Raw genomic sequence first — 16,525 nt, 5'->3', positions numbered from 1 at the left:
AGATATTGCGCCAGACCTGGAGACAGACACGATGGCCGATCTCGCTCAAATCCCGCTCAAGCGCATCGATGGCGCGCCAGACAGTCTGGCGCAGCATCAGGGTAAGGTACTGCTGGTCGTCAACGTCGCTTCCAAATGTGGCCTGACGCCGCAGTACGAAGGGCTGGAAAAACTCTATCAGACATACAAGGACCGTGGCCTCGAAATCCTGGGCTTCCCAGCGAACGATTTCGGTGCGCAAGAGCCTGGCACCGCGGACGAGATCTTGGAGTTCTGCAAGCTGAACTATGGCGTCTCGTTTCCCCTATACGAAAAGGCCCCGGTCAGCGGCACGGACAAGCAACCGCTCTACGCCGCGCTGGTTCAGGCCGTGCCCACCAAGCAAGGTGACGTCGCGGGCATGAAAGAGCGTTTCAAGGGCTATGGCATGACGCCGAACGACGATCCCGAAGTGCTGTGGAATTTCGAGAAATTCCTGATCGGCAAGGATGGCTCCGTGGCAGGCCGCTTCGCCCCCGCCATGACGCCGGAGGACCCGGATCTGGTGGCGGCGATCGAGGCCGAACTGGCGAAATAGGTCGGTCTCAGACCTCTCCTTCGCTTCGTTCTGACCCGTTCGTGTCGAGCGGGAGGGCGGTGTTTTGATCCGAGGGTTGAGACTGCGGGAGCGGATGGCCGCCCTACCTCCCGGCCTCCTTCCCCCGATGAGGAAAGGCCTATTCCGATGTCCCCCGGGCGATCGGCCTGGCGGGATCGGCGGTCCATTCGCTCCACGATCCGGCGTAGAGGCGCGTACCTTTCAGGCCTGCGATTTCCATGGCCAGCGCGTTGTGGCAAGCGGTGACGCCCGACCCGCATTGCATCACCGTATCGTGCGGCCCCCTGCCGCCCAGCACCGCGCCGAACTCCTGCGCCAGCGCCTCGGAAGGCTTGAAACGGCCCTGCTCGTCCAGATTATCGCGATAGAAGCGATTGCGGGCGCCCGGGATATGGCCTGGTGCCCTATCCAGCGGGTGGGGTTGACCGGCAAAGCGCTGCGCATCGCGCGCGTCGATCACTTGCAGTTCGCCGCGATCCAGGTTCGCCAGGAGATCGCGGGTTGTAACCGGAGTGCCGACCAGCGGCTCGCTCACCGCAAAATCGCTTTCGCGCGTCGGTGGCGGCAAGCCGCTTTCCATCGGAAGCCCTGTCGCGATCCAGGCTTGCCGCCCGCCATCCAGCAACGCGACGGGCGCATGGCCCAGCCAGCGCAGCATCCACCACAGCCGCGCGGCATATATGCCGCCGTTGCCGTCGTAAGCGATGACCTGCTGATCAGGCTTCAGACCCCACGTCCGCACACTGGCCGCGAAGGCGGTGCGGGCGGGAAGCGGATGCCGGCCGTTGACGCCGGTGACAGGGCCAGAGAGATCGCGTTCGAGATCGACGTAGCGCGCACCGGGTAGGTGCCCCGCGCGATACAACGCCTGCCCCTTGTCGGGATCCCCCAGGTCGAATTCGCAATCCAGGATGAGCAAGTCCGCGCCACTGGATAGCAGCGCCTGGACGTCTTCCACCTGGATTATCGTTTCGAACATCGGTCCTCCTGCGAGGGAAATTTACTCCGCCGGCTCCAGCTTGGTCTGTGCGGCCACAGCCGCCTTCAGCGCCTCACCCAGATCGGTGCGCTCCCAAGGGAACAGATCGCCTTCAGGCTGGCGGCCGAAATGGCCATAGGCAGCGGTCGGGCGGTAGATCGCCTTGTTGAGCCCCAGCCCGACGCGGATGCCGCGCGGGGTCAGCCCACCCAGCTTGTCCGCTGCGACTTGCGTGATCGCCGATTCCAAGACCTCATCGGGAACGGTGCCGGTGCCATGGGTATCAACATAGAGCGAAAGCGGGCGGGACACGCCGATCGCGTAGGACACCTGGATCGTGCAGCGCGCGGCTAGGCCGGCGGCGACGACGTTCTTGGCCAGATATCGCGTCACATACGCGGCCGAGCGATCGACCTTGGTCGGGTCCTTGCCCGAGAATGCGCCGCCGCCGTGGGGCGATGCGCCGCCATAGGTATCCACGATGATCTTTCGGCCGGTCAGGCCCGCGTCACCGTCAGGGCCGCCGATCACGAAGCTGCCGGTCGGGTTGATGTGATAGACCGTCTTGTCCGACAGCAGCCCCTCGGGCAGCACTTCGGCCACGACCTTCTTCACATAGGCCTTAAGTTCGGCCTCCTGCTCGCCCTGGTCGTAGCCTTCCTTGTGCTGGGTGGAAACGACGATCGCCTCCGCCGACACCGGACGCCCGTCAACGAAACGCAGCGTGACCTGGCTCTTGGCGTCAGGCTCCAAGAACGGGGCCGCGCCGGAATGACGATCGGCGGCCATGCGATGCAGGATCTTGTGGCTGTAATCCAGCGTGGCGGGCATCAGATCGGGCGTCTCGTCGCAAGCGAAGCCGAACATGATGCCCTGATCGCCAGCGCCCTCATCCTTGTTGCCGCTGGCGTCAACGCCTTGCGCGATGTGGGCGGACTGGGCGTGAAGATTGTTCGAGAAATCGAACGTCTGCCAATGGAAACCGTCCTGCTCGTACCCGATGTCGCGAACCACGGCGCGGACCGTATCCTCGATCTCCTGCAAGGCACCCTCGGCCCATTCGCCGTTTTCGAACACGCCCTTGCAGCGGATTTCGCCGGCCAGGACGACCTTTTGCGTGGTGGTCAGCGTTTCGCAGGCGATGCGGGCTTCCGGGTCCTTGCTCAGGAACAAGTCCACAATGGCGTCGGAAATCTGGTCCGCCACCTTGTCGGGATGACCCTCGGCAACGCTTTCGGAGGTGAAGACATAGTCGCTACGCATCAGGCACCCGTCTTGAGAAATGGGATATAAAGAATTCTTTATGGGGTGCGATTACGCTTTTCGGCGGCGCGGTGCAACCAGCGATAGGACGATCAGCACCGCCGCCAGGGCCAGCGGCAGGGCATTACCCATGCGGGCAAACAGCGTGGGCCGCTCCGCCGGGGGTATCCTGCCATCCAGCCGCGTCGCCACGTGCGGCGGCGCGAACTGGCGCACGATCCCGTCCGCATCGATCACCGCGCTGATGCCGGTGGTGGTGGAACGCAGAACCGGCAGCCCTTCCTCCAATGCCCGCAGCCGCGCTTGCGCCAGATGCTGGGGCGGCCCCCAGGCCCCGAACCAGCCATCGTTGGAGGGATTGAAGATATAGTCCGGCCGCTCGGTCCGATCGATCACTTCGCCGGAAAAGACGATCTCGTAGCAGATCTGGATGCCGGCTTTGCCCAGCGCGCCGAAGTCCGAAGTGCGAGGTCCGGGGCCCGGCCAGAAATCCAGCGCACCGGGCACCAGCCGCGTCGCGCCCAGCGGTTCCAGCAGCCAGCGCAACGCCAGATACTCACCATAGGGTACCAGATGGGCCTTGGAGTAACCGGCCAGAATGCTGCCGTTGCCATCGATCGCCGTGACCGAATTGCGCGCGGCCAGAACCTTGTCATCGCGCATCACCAGATCGACCGCGCCGGTCAACAGCAGGCTGTAGGGCCCGATCACCTGACCCAGACGCTGGCGGGCCAGCGCCGGATCGGCCTCGTAAGTCATCTGGCGATAGAAGTATTCCGGGTAGCCATCGCGCAGATAGTCCGCCAGTCCGGACTCCGGCCACAGCACCAGCCGCCGCTGCCCGCGATCGGCCTGCATTGTCAGCCGCGCCATCTTGATAAAGTGCGGTTCGAAATTGCGGGGATCGTCCAGCGTTTCCTGACGCAAGTCGGGCTGGATCAGGGTGTAGCGGATCTCACCCTCCTGCCGGTCGAGATAGCCGGTGGGCAGCAGCATCAGCAGCGAAAGGCCCACCGCCAGCGCCAGCAGCGCCGCGTAGGAAGCGATGCGAGCCGATCCGGTAGACAAGCGCCCCTTCAACACCAGGGCCCGCACCATCGCGCCTAGCAGCACGACCACGCCGGACAGTCCATACGTGCCGATCCAGGGGGAGAGCAACGCCAGCCCCTGCGTGGCGAAACCGCCCAGCAGCGACACGCCCAGCGGGTTCCAGGCAAAGCCGGTGAACACCCAGGCGCGCATCCATTCGGTGACGATCCAGCACGCGGCGAACGCGATGCCGAGCGAAGCGCGGGCCTGGGCAGGATCGCGCCGCCAGCCTTTGGCGATCAGCCAGGCCGCCAGCGTGCCCAGGGCGGGGAAGATCGCGAGATAGAGCGAGAGCAGGACCACGGCGATGCCGCCCAGCCAGGCGGGCATCTCGGCTTGATACGTGAAGGCTGTGGCGATCCAGTTGTTGCCGATGGTGAAGTGCGAAAGACCGAACAGCCAGCCCAGGAAGAACGCCTGCCGCCCGCGGTGGACGTGGTGCAGCAGTTCGATCAGCCAGGCGATGGCGAGGATGGTCAGCGGCCACCAGCCCAGCGGCTGAAATCCGCAGGCGGCCAATCCCCCGGCCATCAATGCGCCGAAATGCGGGTGCCGCAATACCGCGATCAGCGGCTTGCGCAGCGCAGGTTCGTTAGATGAGGGGTGCGGCGAATCCATGGATCAGGGGATTGCCGATGGGCGGGCGCGGCGCAAGCGATAGTGCCTGCGCCGCGCGTCCCGTGGGTATCAGCCTACCGTTTCGGGCAGCGCACCGGCGGCATCGTCCGCCGGAGGAGCGGCGCGACGGGTACGGCGCTTGGGCTTGGCCGGAGCCTCTTCCGCCACTTCACCCTGCGGGGTTTCCGCGCGGGGCGCTTCGGCGCGAGAAGTCGTGGAGATCGCAGGCGGCAAGCTGGCGGGATCGAGCCCGGCCGGCTGCGCCGCATTCTCAACGCTCGCGCCGACGTTGCCATCGCTGGCGATATCATCGCGACGGGGCTTGCGGGCACGCGGCGCGCGAGCGGGGCGGCCTTCGCGAACGAACGGGTTCTCATTCGGCTCGTAGACGGTCTGCTCGGTCGACGCATCAGGTGCGGCGGCCGAGGCCTCGGTCATCGCAACCGGAGCTGCCGGGGTGGCCTGGCCCTGGTTCGAACCCTGGCCCTGCGCGTCCTGGCGATCGCGCCGCTCCCCACGCTCCGGACGGTCGTTCCGCTCGAAGCGATCGTTGCGACGGCCACGATCCTGGCGATTGTCGTTGCCGCGGTTGTCGTTGCCATAACCACCGCGCTGGCCACCGGCTTCCGCCTGGGCGCCGCCGTTCGGGTACTGGCCGTTGCCGGTGTTGCCACCGTTCGACTGACCATTGTTGCCGGCCTGGCCGCCTTGCGGCTGACCGCCCTGAGGCTGGCCATTTCCGCCGGTCACGTTCTGGTTGGACGGCGCATAGTTACCCGCGCGGTCGTACGGCGAATTGTTCTCCGCGTAGTAATCGTCCTCGGCATACTCGTCGCCGAATTCGGCGGGACGGTCGTTGGGACGCTGCTGACGCTGCTCTTCCTGGCGCGCGCGCTGATCGGCGATGACGCGGAAATAGTGATCGGCGAACTGGAGGTTGTATTCCTCCGTCACGCGATCGCCATTGAGATGCGCATCATGCGCGAGCTTACGGTACTTCTCCAGCATCTGCGGGGCATTGCCACGCGCCCTGCTGTCGATCCGGTTCAGCTGCTGACCGCCTTGCTGCCGGTTGTTACCGCGGCCACGACGGCGATTGTTGTTGTTATTGTTGTTATTTCGATTGTTATTCAAGGACTGCTTTCCTCAAAACCCCGGGCTGTCGGGGACCCTCCCGTGCAGATGCACCGGAAGCTCGCGAAGCCGTCATGTCGCTCCATCACGGTTCGCTATCCGAAACCCGTGATCCCTTCATCTGCGTTGCCGTCGCTTCGCTGCGATCGACCGATTGCAAATGCTGGAGTCGAACCGGGTATGGGAAAACTTCGTCCATTAGCCGGTTCGAACTCTGACCTAGGTGCTGTACTCTCAAATTCCAAGCGAAATCTTACGATATCCCCGTGAATTCGACGACTCGATCGCGGCCGCCCAGGTCCTGATGGACTCGAGCGGCCAGCCCTGCTTCCTCACCGATGGCGCTGACTGCGGCGGCTTGCGTCGCGCCGATCTCAATCAGGGCGATGCCCTGGGGATGCAAAAGCGCCGGTAGCTGCGGGATCAAACGGCGATAATCGTCCAGCCCATCCGCCCCGGCAAACAGCGCGCCTGCCGGCTCATAGGCGCGCACCGATGGCGAAAGCGCGGCCTGCGTCTCCACATAGGGCGGATTGGCCAGGATCAGGTCGAAGCGGCCCAGATCGTCTGCCCAGCCCGCCTCCGTCCAGTCGGCTTGGCGCATCGAGGCGCGTTGGGCGATGTTCAGATCGGCGGCGTTGCGACCGGCAATGGCTAGGGCTGCCGGACTGCGATCGATCCCGATGCCCTGGGCCTCGGGCAGATGCGCCAGCACCGCCAGCAGCAGCGCGCCAGAGCCGGTGCCGCAATCCAGCACCCGGCGGGCCTGCGGACCTGCACCCAGCGCCCGTTCCACCAGCACCTCGCTATCGGCACGCGGAATCAGCACGTCGGGCGTTACGTGCAGGGGCAGGCCGAAGAACTCCTGATGGCCGGTGATATAGGCCACCGGCTCATGCGCCATGCGACGCTCCACCAGCGCCGCGAAAGCCTCGGGAGCCGCCGCGTGCATCTGCCGGAGCAACAGGTCGGACCGGGACACGCCGAGCGCATGGGCCATCAGCACTTCAGCATCGAGGCGCGCGGTGTCGCTGGTTGGGGCGAGCTGCGTGGCGGCGGCGCGGATGGCCTGGGCGACACTCACCCGATCACGCCATTTCGTTCGGTGTTGGCCTGACCGCAGTTACTTGGCCCACCCTATCCATCCATCGCCGCCAGGCGCTTGGCCTCATCCTCGGCGATCAGCGCGTCGATCATCTCGGCCAGGCCCGGACCTTCGAGGATTTCGGGCAAGCGGTGCAGCGTCAGGTTGATGCGGTGATCGGTGACGCGGCCTTGCGGGAAGTTGTAAGTGCGGATGCGTTCGGAGCGATCGCCCGAGCCAACCATCGCCTTTCGCGCCTCCGCCTCGGCCCCTTGCGCCTCGTCCCGCATCTTTTCGTAAAGGCGGGTGCGCAGGACCTGCATCGCCTTGTCCTTGTTCTTGTGCTGGCTGCGCTGGTCCTGCTGGATCACCACCAGGCCGGTGGGCAAGTGGGTGATGCGCACCGCCGAATCGGTGGTGTTGACGTGCTGGCCACCCGCGCCGCTGGCCCGGTAGATATCGATCTTGAGGTCGCCATCGTTGATCTGCACGTCCACTTCGGTCGGCTCGGGCAGCACCGCCACGGTCGCCGCCGAAGTATGGATGCGCCCGCCGCTTTCGGTGACGGGTACGCGCTGGACGCGGTGGACGCCGCTTTCGAATTTCAGCTTGGCGAAGACGCCGGTGCCCGCGACGTTGGCCACCACTTCCTTGAAGCCGCCCACATCGCTCGCGCTGGCGCTGATCATCTCTACCCGCCAGCCCTGCTCTGCGGCGTAGCGTTCGTACATGCGGTAGAGATCGGCGGCGAACAGGCCGGCCTCGTCACCCCCGGTTCCGGCGCGGATTTCCAGCATCGCCGGGCGCTGATCGGCGGCATCGCGCGGCAGCATCGCGAGCGACAGGCGGCGCTCCGCCTCGGGAAGCTCGGCCTTGATGCGGGCGATTTCCTCTTCCGCCAGGGCCCGCATCTCCGGATCGGGATCGGACAGCGCGGCCAGGCTTTCCAGCTCGGCGCGCATCGCCAGGACTTCCGAAGCGACGCGGGCCACCGGCTCCAGCTCGGCGTAATCGCGGCTGACGGCGACGAAGGCATCGCCTTCCAGCGTGCCCGACGCCAGACGCGCCTCAAGCTCGGCCAGGCGACCGGCCAGCTGCTGCAAACGATGTTCGGAGATGCTCATGGAATCAGCGGACGCCGATCCTTGCCGGGATCGCGTGGAGCGGCAGGCGCTCCTGCTCACCGGAAACGAGGTCTTTCACCATCGCCTCGCCCGCCGCGAGTTCCTCGTCGCCCACGATCAGGGCAAAGCGCGCGCCGCTGTCGTTGGCGCGGCTCATGCGCTTCTTCATGTTGCCGCGATAGCCCATGTCGACCGCGAGGCCGGAGCGGCGCAGCGTGGCGGCCAGGCCCAGGCATGCAGTGTCCGCCGCGGGGCCCAGCGGGATGATCGCCACGTCCGCCTTGGCTTCGGCCACTTCGCCGGCATCGGCCACCAGCATCGCCAGCCGCTCGATCCCCGCAGCCCAGCCGACCGCCGGAGTCGCCGGGCCGCCCAGCGCCTCCATCAAGCCGTCGTAGCGGCCACCGCCCAGCACGGTGCCTTGCGCGCCTAGGCGGTCGGTCACGAATTCGAAAGCAGTGTGCCGATAGTAGTCCAGCCCACGCACAAGGGCCGGGGCGCGGGTATGAGCCACCGCCGCCGCTTCGAGCCCTTGTGTCACCGCCCCGAAAAAGTCCTGCGCCTCAGCCGACAGGTAATCGTCGATACGCGGCGCGGCGTCGGCGAAGGGGCGATCGCGCGGATCCTTGCTGTCCAGGATGCGCAACGGATTACGCTCCAGCCGGTCCTGCGAATCTTCCGACAAGTCGGCGGCGTGAGCGCGGAAATACTCGACCAGCGCCGCGCGCCAGGCATCGCGACTGGCGGCATCGCCCAGCGTGTTGAGCTGCAGCGTCACGCCATCGGCGATGCCCAGTTCCTTCAGCAAGTGGTCCGCCATCACCAGCAGTTCGACATCGGCGGCCGGTTCGCCCGCGCCGATCACTTCGGCGTCGATCTGGTGGAACTGGCGGTAGCGGCCCTTCTGCGGCCGCTCGTAGCGGAACAGCGGCCCGTGCGTGGCCAGCTTCAGCGGCGCGTGCTGCTGCCAGCCGTTGGTGATGTAGGCGCGGGCGATCCCGGCGGTGAATTCGGGCCGCAGCGTCAGCGATTCGCCGCCGCGATCATCAAAGGAGTACATCTCCTTGGAGACGACATCGGTGGTCTCGCCCAGCGAGCGGGAGAATACGGCCGTCTTCTCGAACACCGGCATCTCGGCGCGGCGAAAGCGGTAGAGGCGGCGCACCCGCTCGAACGTCTGGACGACGCGGGCGAAAGCCTCCGCCTCTGCGCCGAAGATGTCCTGGGTGCCGCGAATGGCTTGGGGGGTGGTATTCATCGTTCGCGCGCTTAGCCGAGGCGCGCGGTGAAGCAAAGCGGGGAGCTGTTTCTGCTGCGCTCGCCCTCGATCAAAGCGCCTGTGCGTTACGCCATCACGGGGCTTGCGAGCGATATGCCGAATGCGCCAAGACTTGCTCCCATGAAAACAACGCTTTCGGTCGCCGCGCTCGCTCTTGCCCTTGCCCAACCGGCATGGGCGCAATCACCGGGCAACAGCGCCCCCATGGCGGCGCCACTGCCCGCCCCGCTTTCGGTCCCGCGCGACGAGGCTTATCCCGGCACCATCGGCCTTGCCATCGATGCCACGGACACCCGGCGCGGCATCTACTCGGTGGTGGAGACGATCCCCGTCGCCGCCAACACTACCGAGCTGACGCTGCTGGAGCCGCTGTGGATTCCCGGCGGCCACTCGCCCCGCAACAGCCTGGCCCTGTTCGCCAACATCCGCTTCGAGGCGGATGGCAAGCCGATCGCCTGGCAGCGTGACGATGTGCAGGTGAACGCCTTCCACCTGGTGCTGCCCGCCGGCACCCGCACCGTCACCGCGCGCTTCGTCCACACCTCTCCGCTGCAGACGGCGGAAGGGCGCATCACCATGACGCAGGAAATGCTGAACCTGCAGTGGGAGAAGATGTCGCTCTACCCCGCCGGTTACTACGCCCGGCGCATCCCGGTGGCGGCGCAAGTGAAAGTGCCGACCGGCTGGACGGTGTTCACCGCGCTTGATGGCATGACGCGCCAGGCCGACACCGTTCGCTGGGCCACCACCGATTACGCCACGCTGGTCGATTCGCCGATCTTCGCCGGGCTCCACGCCAAGAGCTGGGACCTGGGCCAGAACGTGAAGATCGATGTCGTCGCCGATGATCCGCGCGATCTGGCGATCAAGCCCGAGAACCTCGACACCTATCGCAAGCTGGTTTCCGAAGCGACGGCGCTGTTCGGCGCGCGGCACTTCGACCACTATGACCTGCTGCTGGCGCTGACCGACCGGATGGGCGGCATCGGGCTGGAGCATCACCGCTCCAGCGAAAACCAGATGGAGCCCAGCGCCTGGACCGAATGGGAGGCGATGGCCTGGGATCGCAATGTCATCCCGCACGAACTGGTCCACAGCTGGAACGGCAAGTACCGCCGCCCGGCCGAACTGTGGACGCCCGAATACCAGTACCCGATGCGCAATTCGCTGCTTTGGGTCTATGAAGGGCAGACGCAGTTCTGGGGCCTCGTCCTGGCCGCCCGCTCGGGCGTTCAGCCCAAGGACGTGGTGCTGGGCGCACTGGCCAGCAACGCCGCCCGCTATGCCGAGGGTGTTCCGGGGCGCGGCTGGCGATCGGTGGAGGACACCACCTACGATCCGATCATCAACGGCCGCAAACCGATCCCCTTCGATTCGGTCACTCGGGGAGAGGACTATTATAACGAAGGCGCGCTGGTCTGGCTGGAGGCCGACCAGGTGATCCGGCAGGGCACGCGCGGCGCGAAGGGGCTGGACGATTTCGCCCGCGCATTCTTCGGCATGCGCGATGGCGACTGGGGCGAACTGACCTATACGTTCGACGATGTCGTCGGCACGCTGAACGGTGTCTATGCCTACGATTGGGCCACCTTCCTGCGGGATCGGCTCTACACGCCGGGCCGCGCCGCGCCCATCGCCGGGATCGAGAAGGCGGGCTACAAGCTGGTCTGGAAGGACAAGCCCAACCCGTACCAGGAGGGCGCATCCAAGGATCGCAAGTCGCTGGATCTCAGCTATTCGCTAGGCATGGCGGTCAACACCGAAGGTGAAGTCACCTCTACCTTGTGGGACGGTCCGGCCTTCGATGCCGGCCTGGTCAAGGGCGCCAAGATCCTGGCGGTGAACGGCACCGCGTTCTCGCACGGCGTGATCCGCGATGCGGTGACGGCGGCCAAGGGCGGCAATCGCCCGATCCAGCTGATGGTGAAGCGGGGCGACCAGTACCTGACCGTGCCGATCACCTGGAACGGCGGCCTGCGCTTCCCCTGGCTGGAACGGACCGGCGGCGGCGAGGCGGGGCTGGACCGGCTGCTGGCCCCCCGCAAGTAACGGCCTAACACTTAGCCGATCGGCAAGCATGGATTCACGTTGCGGTGCAGCAACGTGGCGGCTAAGTCGCGCCCACAGTAAATCACAATACGCCCATGTGGGCGCTAGAGAAGGACGGCCATGCGCATCGACATGATTCCCGTTGGAGACAATCCTCCTGAAAGTCTGAACGTGATCATCGAAGTGCCCATCGGTGGCGAGCCCGTTAAGTACGAGTTCGACAAAGCCTCGGGCGCGCTGTTCGTGGATCGCATCCTGCATACGCCGATGCGTTACCCGGCGAACTACGGTTTCGTGCCGCACACCCTTTCGCCCGACGGCGATCCGCTGGACGCGCTGGTGATCGCCCGCTCGCCCTTCGTTCCCGGATCGGTCGTGGCGGCGCGCCCGATCGCGGTGCTGAACCTGGAAGACGAAGCCGGCGGCGACGAAAAGCTGGTCTGCGTTCCCGCTGACAGCGTGTTCCCCTACTACTCCAACGTCACCGAAAAGGACGATCTGCCCGGCATCGTGATGGAGCAGATCGAACACTTCTTCACCCACTACAAGGACTTGGAGAAGAAGAAGTGGGTGCGCATCGGCGTTTGGGGCGGAGCTGAAGAAGCACGCCGCATCACGCTGGAAGCGATCGCCCGCTACGAGGAAAACAAGGCCGCCGTTCCGGCCGAGTGATGGGAAGGGGGGGCTGGCCCTTGCGGCAGCCCCCCGTCGCCCGTTCGGGCTGGTGCTTTGACATCGCCCCAGGCGTGAACCGGCCGCCCTACCCCGCGAACTTGTCCGCCTTGCGCTGGCCCATGCGCATCCCCGTCTCCAGGCGGGAGCGTAGTTGCGCGTAGTAGGCCTCCAGGAACGCGCGCGGATCTTCCCAGCCGTTGTTGTCCTCGCGCCCGATCTTGGCGGCGATGGCGGCACGCACCGATTCCAGCGCCGCCTCCCGATCCTCGCGCAGGATGCGCTCCAGCGTCTGCAATTCGTACTCGCCGTAGATCGCCAGTTCCGCCTCGGTGAAGCGATAGCGCGGCGCCTCGGTCGCGGTGGGCAGCGGGGTGGCGATGGGCGCTTCCAGCTTCTGGCGCGGCGCCTCCACCACCCAGGTGCCTGCCACGATGTCCCCCGCCCGCAGCCGATCGCGGTTGAAGCAAGGCAGCAGCATGAACAGCGCGAACCACGCCGCCGCCGTCAGCCAGGCGGGCGGACTGTCCGCCCCGGCGGTGGCGATGAAGCCGATCGGCAGGAACAGCTCGATATCGCGCAGCATGTTGCGGGCGATCACCATCTCCGCCGTCAGCCGCCCACCATCGCGCGCGGCGATGCGGATGCCAATCAGTCGCTTGCCCGGCGTCGCCCCGCGCGCGCCCAGCTCGAACCACAGGAAATAGGCGTGGCGGGCCAGGAACGCCGCGATCATCCATGCCACCACCAGGAACTGGAACACCGCCGCGCCGGGCGAGCCGCTGCCGAACCGGCCGGCGACACTGGCGACTCCGCCCGCCAGCGCCACCAGCCCGATCGTCACCAGCGTGAAGGCGGTGCCGATGAAGATGAAATCCAGCATCAGCGCCCCGGCGCGCGAGCCCCGGCTGGCCACGGAGAGCGGCAGCGCCACGCCCTCTGGCGTCACCAGCGTGCGCTGCTGGCTGGTGCGGACCAGGCGGCGGGGAAGTGCGGCGGTGCGAACCATCAGCGGCGCCTCAGCCCGAAGGCGAAGAAATAGGCGCACCATCCCGCCAGCATGAACCCGCCGATGGCCAGCCGCCCGGGCGTGTTGTCCACCAGCTGGCGGGCGAAGCCTTCGAGCCCCGCGGCCACGATCAGCATCAGCACCACGCCCGCCATGACTTGCGCCGCGCGGCGGCCGGATTCTGACGCGGCGGTCAGCACGCTGCGATTGCCGGGAAACGCCATCGACCGCCCGATGTGCAGCCCCGCCCCGCCCGCCAGCAGGATCGCGAACAGCTCGGTGGTGCCATGGACGGAGAGCCAGCCGATCAGGTCGATCGTCAAGCCCGCGCCGTGATAGAGCCACAGCATCGCCCCCAGCATCGCGGTGTTCTGCACCAGCAGCAGCAGCGTCGGGATGCCGAACGCAAAGCCCAGCGCGAAGGCCATGATCGAGACGCCCGCGTTGTTGCTGAACAGATAGGCGGCAAACACGCCCAGCCCGTTCTGCCCCGAATTGCCGAACAGCGTGCCGCGCAGAGTCTCCGCGCTCGCACCCGGCACGCGCCCATCGCCGAACTGCCCGGGCACGATCGCGCCGTACCAGTCGGGATCATGGGCCACGAGCAGCCAGCCCACGATCGTTCCCGCCACCATCACCGCGAAGGCGACCGCCAGATCGATCCCCAGCCCGCGCACCGACCGGCTCCAGCCGCCGCCCAGGAAACCGCGCAGCCAGCCGATCAGCGAGGTACGCGGACCGTAGACCACGAACCAGGCGCGCTGCACCAGCGTCTCCAGATAACCCAGCGTCGCCGTGTCCAGCGAGATGCTCCGCGCGATCGAGAGGCTGGAGGCGACGGTGCGATAAAGCTGCGGCAGGGCCAGCAGGTCCGCGTCCGAGATCCGGCGCAGGCGGCCCTTCTCAATGGCGGTGACGATCGCATCGAGCCGCTGCCAGTCCCCCTCCCGCTCGATGCGGAAACGATCCGAACGCAGCAATGCGGCGGTGAGCAAGTCGGAACCTGGCTCCATCAGCCTTCCCCTCTTGCCCGTATCGAGGGAATAGTCACCCGATTGCTCCCTTCCGCTTGATCGCGAAGTAGGCGTCCAGCAGCCGCGTGCCGATGCGATCGTGCGGGGCCTCGATCACATCCACTCCCAGCTGCCTCAGCCGTTGCAGCACAACAGCACGCTGGCGCAGCAGGCCGTCGGCGGAAACCGCCATCGCCAGCACGTCCAGTTCATTCGGCGCGGCGGCGGCGAGGTGTTCGAGCTCGCTGTCGGCCAAGGTCACGAACAGGACGACATGATGCGCCACCAGCCGGCCGACGCTTTCCAGCATCAGTTCCGCGCTGGTGGGGTCGGTGAAATCGGAAAACACCACCACCAGCGAGCGGCGGGTAAGCCGGGCCGAAAGCGTCGCCATCGCCAGCGTGAAGTTGGGCTCCTCCGCCCGGTAATCCAGCGCGGCGGCGGCCCGTTGCAAGCGATGGAACTGCGCCGATCCCGCCACGAACGGGCTCAGCGCCTCGGGCCGGGCGGCAAAGCCCAGCAGCGCCACCCGGTCCCCGCCCTTCAGCGCGACGTAGGCAGTGGTGAGCGCGGCGCTGATCGCACGGTCGATGCGGGCCATGCCGGCCACCGGCTCGCACATCGCCTGCCCGCAATCGAAAGCGAAGACGATCTGATTGTTGCGCTCTGTCTCCATCTCCTTGGCGTAGAGATGGCGGTGGCGGGCCGACGCTTTCCAGTCGATCCGGCGGCGGTCCATGCCGGGCTGGTACTCTGCCAAAGCCTCGAACTGCGTGCCCTCGCCCCGGATGCGCCGGGCGATCAGGCCGAATTGCGCATCACGCAGGAAGGTCTGCAAGCCGGGCGAGCGCACGGCGGCGAGATTGGGCCATACCCGCACCTCGCGCCCCACCGCGAGGGCGTGCTGGCGCGCGCCCAGGCCCAGCGGCCCGGTCCAGCGCAGCCATGCCGTGCTGACCACGCCGGTGCCGCGCCGGACGGGCGTGAACATCGCCTCGCCCTGCGCCTGTGCCCCCTCACCCGCCAGCGCGGCCACGGCCCGGCCACCTTCGGCCAGGCGCGGATCGCAGGCCAAGGCCGCGTCGACCTGGCTGCGCCGTCCCGACTTGAACTGCGCGTGGAAGCCGAAGCGATGCCGCGCGCCCACCTCTGCGTCTTCGGGCACGGTGACGGTGAAGCGTTCCAATCCGCCCGCGATCAGCCCGTCCACGATGGCGAGACCCAGCACCAGCAAGGCGAGGGCGAGCACCGCCAGCCAAGCCCCGGGGGCCGTGGCGGCGACCAGCACCGCCACCGGCGCCGCGCCGGCCAGGATCGCGACGGTGCGCGTGGTGGGAAGAAGCGGCGACACTTAGGCTGCCTGCTCCCGCGCTGTTGCCTGGAGCCGCGGTTCAATACTGCGTTCGTGTCGAGCGAAGTCGAGACACGGCAGCGCCGAACCAGCGTGTCTCGACTTCGCTCGACACGAACGGGGGTGGGGCCATGGCGCGGTGTCCCGGATGGACGCAACCGAACCCCTCCTCCGAGTCGGGGGAGGCTGGGTGGGGGCCTGGACGCGAGCGTTTACGCGCCGCCTTTGGCGACGCTCCCCCACCCCCGGCCCCTCCCCGGCGGGGGGGGAAGAAGGATCACGCAAGGCCAACCGCAGCAACATTCACCGCGGCGCTTCGGTGTTGGCGACCAGCGTGGCGACCAGGTCTTCCACCTGCCGCCCTTCGATCTCGGCCGAAGGGCTGAGCGCCAGACGGTGCCGCAGCACGCCTGCCGCCAGCGCCTTCACGTCATCGGGCAGCACATAGTCGCGCCCATCCAGCGCCGCCCGGCTGCGTGCCGCGCCCGCCAGCAGCACCGCCGCGCGCGGGGATGCGCCCAGCGACAAGTCGCGGCTTTCGCGAGTGGCACGCATCAGGCGCACGACGTAATCGGCCACCGGCTCGGACAAGGTGACACCCGCCACCGCCGTGGTCGCGGCGGCGAGACGCGCGGGATCGACCACCGCGCTCACCCCCAGCTCCGCCGGATCGGGCAGGCCCCGGTTCTGGGCATAGCGCGTGACGATGGCCCGCTCCTCGTCATGGCTGGGATAGGGGACCGAAAGCTTGAACAGAAAGCGGTCCAGCTGCGCCTCTGGCAGCGGATAGACGCCTTGGCTCTCGATCGGGTTCTGCGTCGCCACCACCATGAACTGCTCCGGCAAAGGGTGCCCCGTGCCGTCCAGCGTCACCTGCCGCTCCTGCATGGCTTCCAGCAGGGCGGCCTGCGTCTTGGGCGGGGTGCGGTTGATCTCGTCCGCCAGCAGCAGGTCTCGGAAGATCGGCCCGCGCGTCAGCGTGAACGTGCTGGTCTGAAAGTTGAACAAGTTGGAGCCCAGGATATCGCCCGGCATCAGGTCCGGCGTGAACTGGATGCGACCGTAATCCAGCCCCAGGCTGGCGGCGAAGCACTGCGCCAGGAATGTCTTGGCAGTGCCCGGAGGCCCTTCCAGCAGGACATGCCCGCGCGCCATTAGCGCGATCAGCAAGTGATCGACGATCGCGGCCTGGCCAACCACCGCCTTGGCGATCTCCCCCCGGATGGCGGCGGCCAGGTCCGCCACTTCGGCAAGGGTCATTGT

14 protein-coding genes are annotated in these 16,525 nt (G+C 66.9%); 3 read left to right on the top strand and 11 right to left on the bottom strand.

The window, feature by feature from the left end:
* Positions 1–31: 31 nt before the first annotated feature.
* Complete coding sequence (locus GGR39_RS03280; protein WP_183615826.1) at positions 32–577, top strand: glutathione peroxidase; 546 nt, start codon at positions 32–34, stop codon at positions 575–577.
* A gap of 139 nt (positions 578–716) precedes the next feature.
* On the opposite strand, the gene GGR39_RS03275 is transcribed toward GGR39_RS03280, so the two are convergent.
* From GGR39_RS03275 to hisS, 7 genes are all read right to left on the bottom strand, one after another.
* Positions 717–1,577 carry a sulfurtransferase gene (locus tag GGR39_RS03275; RefSeq protein WP_183615825.1) on the bottom strand — a complete coding sequence of 287 codons (861 nt, stop codon included), beginning with the start codon at positions 1,575–1,577 and terminating at the stop codon, positions 717–719.
* Between the two features lie 21 nt (positions 1,578–1,598).
* Positions 1,599–2,840 carry a methionine adenosyltransferase gene (gene metK / locus GGR39_RS03270; RefSeq protein WP_183615824.1) on the bottom strand — a complete coding sequence of 414 codons (1,242 nt, stop codon included), beginning with the start codon at positions 2,838–2,840 and terminating at the stop codon, positions 1,599–1,601.
* Between the two features lie 51 nt (positions 2,841–2,891).
* Positions 2,892–4,547, bottom strand: a complete 1,656-nt coding sequence (gene lnt / locus GGR39_RS03265) for an apolipoprotein N-acyltransferase (RefSeq protein WP_183615823.1) — start codon at positions 4,545–4,547, stop codon at positions 2,892–2,894.
* A 69-nt stretch (positions 4,548–4,616) separates the two neighbouring features.
* Positions 4,617–5,681, bottom strand: coding sequence for a DUF4167 domain-containing protein (locus tag GGR39_RS03260; protein WP_183615822.1), 1,065 nt, complete (start codon positions 5,679–5,681; stop codon positions 4,617–4,619).
* 253 nt (positions 5,682–5,934) lie between these two features.
* The gene (prmC, locus tag GGR39_RS03255; RefSeq protein WP_183615821.1) at positions 5,935–6,765 is read right to left on the bottom strand and encodes a peptide chain release factor N(5)-glutamine methyltransferase; all 831 of its coding nucleotides are present in this window, start codon (positions 6,763–6,765) and stop codon (positions 5,935–5,937) included.
* A 53-nt stretch (positions 6,766–6,818) separates the two neighbouring features.
* Positions 6,819–7,889: a peptide chain release factor 1 gene (gene prfA / locus GGR39_RS03250; protein ID WP_058737812.1), complete on the bottom strand. Its 1,071-nt coding sequence runs from the start codon at positions 7,887–7,889 to the stop codon at positions 6,819–6,821.
* 4 nt (positions 7,890–7,893) lie between these two features.
* On the bottom strand, positions 7,894–9,147 hold the full coding sequence (hisS, locus tag GGR39_RS03245) for a histidine--tRNA ligase (protein ID WP_058737813.1): 1,254 nt from the start codon (positions 9,145–9,147) through the stop codon (positions 7,894–7,896).
* A gap of 141 nt (positions 9,148–9,288) precedes the next feature.
* On the opposite strand from hisS, the gene GGR39_RS03240 reads away from it, so the two are divergent.
* Both GGR39_RS03240 and ppa read left to right on the top strand, forming a co-directional pair.
* Complete coding sequence (locus GGR39_RS03240) at positions 9,289–11,217, top strand: M61 family metallopeptidase (protein ID WP_246388198.1); 1,929 nt, start codon at positions 9,289–9,291, stop codon at positions 11,215–11,217.
* A 120-nt stretch (positions 11,218–11,337) separates the two neighbouring features.
* Positions 11,338–11,889: an inorganic diphosphatase gene (ppa, locus tag GGR39_RS03235; RefSeq protein WP_183615820.1), complete on the top strand. Its 552-nt coding sequence runs from the start codon at positions 11,338–11,340 to the stop codon at positions 11,887–11,889.
* 88 nt (positions 11,890–11,977) lie between these two features.
* Here ppa and GGR39_RS03230 read toward each other — a convergent pair whose 3' ends face one another.
* The 4 genes from GGR39_RS03230 to GGR39_RS03215 all read right to left on the bottom strand — a co-directional run bounded on the left by GGR39_RS03230 (position 11,978) and on the right by GGR39_RS03215 (position 16,522).
* A complete protein-coding gene (locus GGR39_RS03230; RefSeq protein ID WP_183615819.1) occupies positions 11,978–12,898 on the bottom strand; it encodes an RDD family protein in 921 nt (306 codons plus the stop codon).
* Positions 12,898–13,911, bottom strand: a complete 1,014-nt coding sequence (locus tag GGR39_RS03225) for a stage II sporulation protein M (RefSeq protein ID WP_183615818.1) — start codon at positions 13,909–13,911, stop codon at positions 12,898–12,900. The genes GGR39_RS03230 and GGR39_RS03225 overlap by 1 nt, the downstream gene beginning before the upstream one ends.
* A 34-nt stretch (positions 13,912–13,945) precedes the next feature.
* Positions 13,946–15,262, bottom strand: a complete 1,317-nt coding sequence (locus GGR39_RS03220) for a DUF58 domain-containing protein (protein WP_183615817.1) — start codon at positions 15,260–15,262, stop codon at positions 13,946–13,948.
* Positions 15,263–15,565: 303 nt separating this feature from the next.
* Entirely contained in the window at positions 15,566–16,522 is a 957-nt protein-coding gene (locus tag GGR39_RS03215) for an AAA family ATPase (protein WP_183615944.1), read from the bottom strand.
* Positions 16,523–16,525: the final 3 nt, after the last annotated feature.

This window comes from Novosphingobium fluoreni, from assembly GCF_014196615.1.
Classification (GTDB): Bacteria; Pseudomonadota; Alphaproteobacteria; order Sphingomonadales; family Sphingomonadaceae; genus Novosphingobium; species Novosphingobium fluoreni.
The sequence above is the reverse complement of the archived record's forward strand: the minus strand, read 5'-3'. Positions and strand labels throughout refer to the sequence as shown.

Excerpts from the sequence above, each read along its gene's own strand:
- GGR39_RS03240 (WP_246388198.1), top strand. The coding sequence starts at position 9,289 with ATGAAAACAACGCTTTCGGTCGCCGCGCTCGCTCTTGCCCTTGCCCAA.
- GGR39_RS03230 (WP_183615819.1), bottom strand. The coding sequence starts at position 12,898 with ATGGTTCGCACCGCCGCACTTCCCCGCCGCCTGGTCCGCACCAGCCAG.
- prfA (WP_058737812.1), bottom strand. The coding sequence starts at position 7,889 with ATGAGCATCTCCGAACATCGTTTGCAGCAGCTGGCCGGTCGCCTGGCC.
- ppa (WP_183615820.1), top strand. The coding sequence starts at position 11,338 with ATGCGCATCGACATGATTCCCGTTGGAGACAATCCTCCTGAAAGTCTG.
- GGR39_RS03280 (WP_183615826.1), top strand. The coding sequence starts at position 32 with ATGGCCGATCTCGCTCAAATCCCGCTCAAGCGCATCGATGGCGCGCCA.
- GGR39_RS03225 (WP_183615818.1), bottom strand. The coding sequence starts at position 13,911 with ATGGAGCCAGGTTCCGACTTGCTCACCGCCGCATTGCTGCGTTCGGAT.
- hisS (WP_058737813.1), bottom strand. The coding sequence starts at position 9,147 with ATGAATACCACCCCCCAAGCCATTCGCGGCACCCAGGACATCTTCGGC.
- metK (WP_183615824.1), bottom strand. The coding sequence starts at position 2,840 with ATGCGTAGCGACTATGTCTTCACCTCCGAAAGCGTTGCCGAGGGTCAT.
- GGR39_RS03275 (WP_183615825.1), bottom strand. The coding sequence starts at position 1,577 with ATGTTCGAAACGATAATCCAGGTGGAAGACGTCCAGGCGCTGCTATCC.
- lnt (WP_183615823.1), bottom strand. The coding sequence starts at position 4,547 with ATGGATTCGCCGCACCCCTCATCTAACGAACCTGCGCTGCGCAAGCCG.
- GGR39_RS03215 (WP_183615944.1), bottom strand. The coding sequence starts at position 16,522 with ATGACCCTTGCCGAAGTGGCGGACCTGGCCGCCGCCATCCGGGGGGAG.